At 67.3% G+C, this 3,982-nt stretch carries 3 protein-coding genes; 2 read left to right on the top strand and 1 reads right to left on the bottom strand.

What is annotated here, in order from left to right; genetic code table 11:
- A partial coding sequence (locus tag IP92_RS08275; RefSeq protein ID WP_145874029.1) for an IS3 family transposase occupies window positions 1-261 on the top strand: 261 nt, incomplete at its 5' end.
- An 82-nt stretch (window positions 262-343) separates the two neighbouring features.
- Here IP92_RS08275 and IP92_RS08270 read toward each other — a convergent pair.
- Window positions 344-559: a hypothetical protein gene (locus IP92_RS08270; protein WP_145874028.1), complete on the bottom strand. Its 216-nt coding sequence runs from the start codon at window positions 557-559 to the stop codon at window positions 344-346.
- Window positions 560-1,092: 533 nt separating this feature from the next.
- Here IP92_RS08270 and galB point away from each other — a divergent pair.
- Entirely contained in the window at window positions 1,093-3,840 is a 2,748-nt protein-coding gene (gene galB, locus IP92_RS08265) for a beta-galactosidase GalB (protein WP_229418680.1), read from the top strand.
- The last annotated feature ends 142 nt before the right edge of the window (window positions 3,841-3,982 follow it).

Raw genomic sequence — 3,982 nt, 5'->3', positions numbered from 1 at the left:
ATGCCTGCTTACCAACGCCAGCTTCGGGAGCGGCAACTTGTGCAGAGCATGTCTCGCAAGGGCAACTGCCATGACAATGCAGCGATGGAAAGCTTCTTCGGCGTGCTCAAGTCGGAGTTCTTCTACCTGAACAAGTTTGATAGTGTCGACACGTTACGCGCCGGCCTGGTCGACTACATCCACTACTACAACCATGAGCGCATCAAGCTCAAACTAAAAGGGCTGAGTCCTGACTACAGGACCCAGCCCTTGGCCGCCTAGCTAACTTAACCGTCCAGCTTTATGGGGTCAGTTCATCGCGGAGGCTTTGTTGTTTCCGGCGCTGATACCCGGAATGTATTGATCAGTGCGCGTAGCGCGGCGCCCTCACCCGCACCGCTGGCGCCGGTTCGCGCGTCGCCTCCACGGCAAAGCGGTCGCCATCACGGCGGTTCGCCGGCGCCGACAGCACGCGCAGGATCACGTTGCGCGGCACACCTTGCGCGGCCATGTACACCCAGGCATTCGCCGTGCCGCGCTGCGCGTCCACGACCAGGCCCTGGCGCACCAGGGCTTCCATTTCACGGTCCCGTCTCGGCTGGCGCTTCATCATGCCGGCGCCCTCCGGACCACCTGCCGCCCGCGGCTGCCGGGCGGCGTCGAGGGTATAGCGTTTTCTTGCCAAACTGCCGCGCGGGAGGGGGTGTGCTGCTGCGCGGCCCTGGACATGCATGCGAGAAGTATCATCTGCAAGCCTTTCATTGTCGGATGCGCGGCAGGGCTTCGGTTGGCGCTGCCGCGATGGCGTTGGGGGATGGTGCACCGCACATGGTAGCGCCCGCACGATAAAAATCTGTCACTGTTTGTAACAGTCGCGTATAAGCCACTGGACGGCAGCGCTCGCTGCCCAGTCCCACGCCGAAGGCCGCTGGCGCGCAGCGTCACGTTGACTGAACGGCAGTGATGGCACTACACTCCGCATTGGTTGCGCTAACAAATATAAAGCCGGCGGAAGCGAAGAATGGCACCGGCGCCTCTAGTTGCGTGCCCGTGGTCGCGTTGATATGCGCTACCAACGGGCTGCTCCGCGCCACCGACATTCTTGGAGGATATGTGAAACACCCGCGCCCATCGTGGACCCGGCCCCTGGCCGTCCGCCTCGCCTTGCCGCTGCTGGCGGCCCTGCTCGTCATCCCGCCCGCCCTGCTCCTGCCGGCCGCCGCCGCTGCCCAGGAAGCCCCTGCCTCCCAATCGCCGCGCCAGCGCATCGCCTTCAACGATGGCTGGCGCTTCCACCTGGGCGACCCGGACGGCAATTCGGCGCCGTATCTGTACGACGTCCGTCCCGACGTGAAGAAATCGGCCGATGGCAAGGTGGCCGATGCGATGCCGGAGGAAGCGGCGCGCATCGCCCGCGCCGGAGCAACCGTGTTGAAACCCTGGATCCTGCCGACCGGGAATCCGTTCATCCGGGATCCGAGCAAGCGCCACGCGCGGCCGGACGGCGATCCGCCGATCGACGCGCCGTTTGCCCGCGCCGATTTCAACGACAGCGCGTGGCGCGCGGTGCGCCTGCCGCACGACTGGGCCATCGAAGGGCCGTTCCTGACCACCGGGCCGTATGGCGGCATGGGCCGGCTGAAGACGTGGGGCCCGGCGTGGTACCGCAACAAGATCACGGTGACGCAAGCCGACCAGGGCAAGTCGATCTTCCTAGACGTGGATGGCGCGATGGCGTACGCCAGCGTGTGGGTCAACGGGCGCCTCGCGGGCGGCTGGCCGTATGGCTACAACTCGTTTCGCATCGACCTGACGCGCTGGCTCAAGCCCGGCACCAACCAGCTGGCCATCCGCCTCGACAACCCGCCCGAATCGGCGCGCTGGTATCCGGGCGCGGGCCTTTACCGCAACGTGTGGCTGACGAAGACGGCGCCGCTGCACGTGGGCCAGTGGGGCGTGCGCGTGACGACGCCGCAGGTGTCCGCGCAGGCGGCGCGCGTCGCGTGGCAGGTCACGCTGGACAACGACGGCGCCGCGCCCGCCGACGCGGAGGTGACGACGCAGTTGTACGCCCTCGACGACAAGGGCCGCATCACCGGTGCCGCGGTGGCCAGCATGACGTCGCCGCGCGCCGCCGTCGCAGCGGGCGCCAGCACGACGCTCGCCGGCGAAGCGACGCTGGCGAACCCTCGGCTGTGGGGCCCGCCGCCGCACCAGAAGCCGCACCGCTACACGGCCGTGACGACGGTGCGCCAGGGCGACCGCATCGTCGACCGCTACGAGACGCCGTTCGGCATCCGTGAGCTGCGCTTCGATCCGGACCGGGGCCTTGTCGTCAACGGCGAACACGTGCCGATCCGCGGCGTGAACAACCACCATGACCTGGGTGCGCTGGGCGCCGCGTTCAACGCGCGTGCCGCCGAGCGGCAATTGGAGATGCTGGTCGAAATGGGCGCCAACGCGCTGCGCATGAGCCACAACCCACCCGACCCGCAACTGCTGGAACTGACGGACCGGATGGGCATCGTCGTGATGGACGAGGTGTTCGACTCGTGGCAGCGCAAGAAGACGCCGCTCGACTTCCACCTGATCTTCCCCGACTGGCACGAGCAGGACCTGCGCGCGATGATCCGGCGCGACCGCAACCACCCGTCGATCGTGATGTGGAGCGTGGGGAACGAGGTCGGCGAGCAGTACACGGGCGAGGATGGCGCGGCGATCGGCCGCGAACTGGTGCGCATCGCCCATGAGGAAGACGGCACGCGGCCCGCGACGACGGCGATGAACTATGCGAAGGCCGACATGCCGCTGCCGGGCACGATGGACGTGATCAGCCTGAATTACCAGGGCACCGGCATCCGCACATTGCCCGGCCAGTTCCCCGCGTTCCGCGCGAAGTTCCCGGACAAGGTGATCCTGCACACGGAAAGCGCGTCGGCACTGTCGTCGCGCGGCGAATACCAGTTCCCCGTGCCGGGCGTGCTGAGCGCGGCCGTGCGGCCGGGTGCCGGCGGCGATCCGAAGACGCAGCAGGTATCCAGTTACGAGCTGTTCGCGGCGGACTTCGGCAGCTCGGCCGACCGCGCATTCGCGTCGCTGGACCAGAACCCGTACACGGCCGGCGAATTCGTCTGGACCGGCTTCGACTACCTGGGCGAGCCGACGCCCTACTACGGCGCGCGCAGCTCGTATTCCGGGATCATCGACCTGGCCGGCTTCAAGAAGGACCGCTTCTATGCCTACCAGGCACGCTGGCGCCCGGAACTGCCGATGGTGCACATCCTGCCGCACTGGACGTGGCCGGAGCGCGTCGGCGAAGTGACGCCGGTGCACGTGTTCACGTCCGGCGACGAGGCCGAGCTGTTCGTCAACGGCAAATCGCAGGGCCGCCAGAAGAAGGCACCTTATGCATACCGGCTGCGCTGGGACTTCGTCACGTACGAGCCGGGCACGATCGAAGTGGTCGCGTACAAGGACGGCAAGGAGTGGGCCCGCTCGTCCGTCAAGACGGCCCGCGCCCCCGCGGCACTGCAGGCCAGCGCCGACCACACGTCGATCGCCGGTGATGGCCGCGACCTGTCGTTCATCACGGTGAAGATCGTCGACGAGGCCGGCCTGCCCGCCCCGCGCGCCAACAACCGCGTACGCTTCACGGTGGAGGGCCCCGCCGAACTGGTGGCCACCGACAACGGCGACGCGACGAGCTTCACGTCGTTCCAATCACCCGAACGCACCGCATTCAACGGCCTGGTGCTCGGCATCGTGCGCGCCAAGCTGGGCGCGAAAGGGCCGATCACCGTGCGCGTTACGGCGGATGGGCTGCAGGCGACGACGGTGGCGCTGCGGGCACAGGGCGGCTGACAGACACTAGCTCGACCGTGTTAGTGCTGTGTCCGTGTCCCTGGCGCCTGGCAGCTTGGACCACCGGTCCAAGCGGACACGAGCTCAACCGTATTGCTGCTGAGTCCGTGTCCCTGGTGCCTGGCACCGGAGACACAAGCTC

It is taken from the genome of Pseudoduganella flava, from assembly GCF_007830495.1.
Classification (GTDB): domain Bacteria; phylum Pseudomonadota; class Gammaproteobacteria; order Burkholderiales; family Burkholderiaceae_D; genus Rugamonas; species Rugamonas flava.
This window is presented reverse-complemented; position numbering and strand designations above follow the sequence as displayed.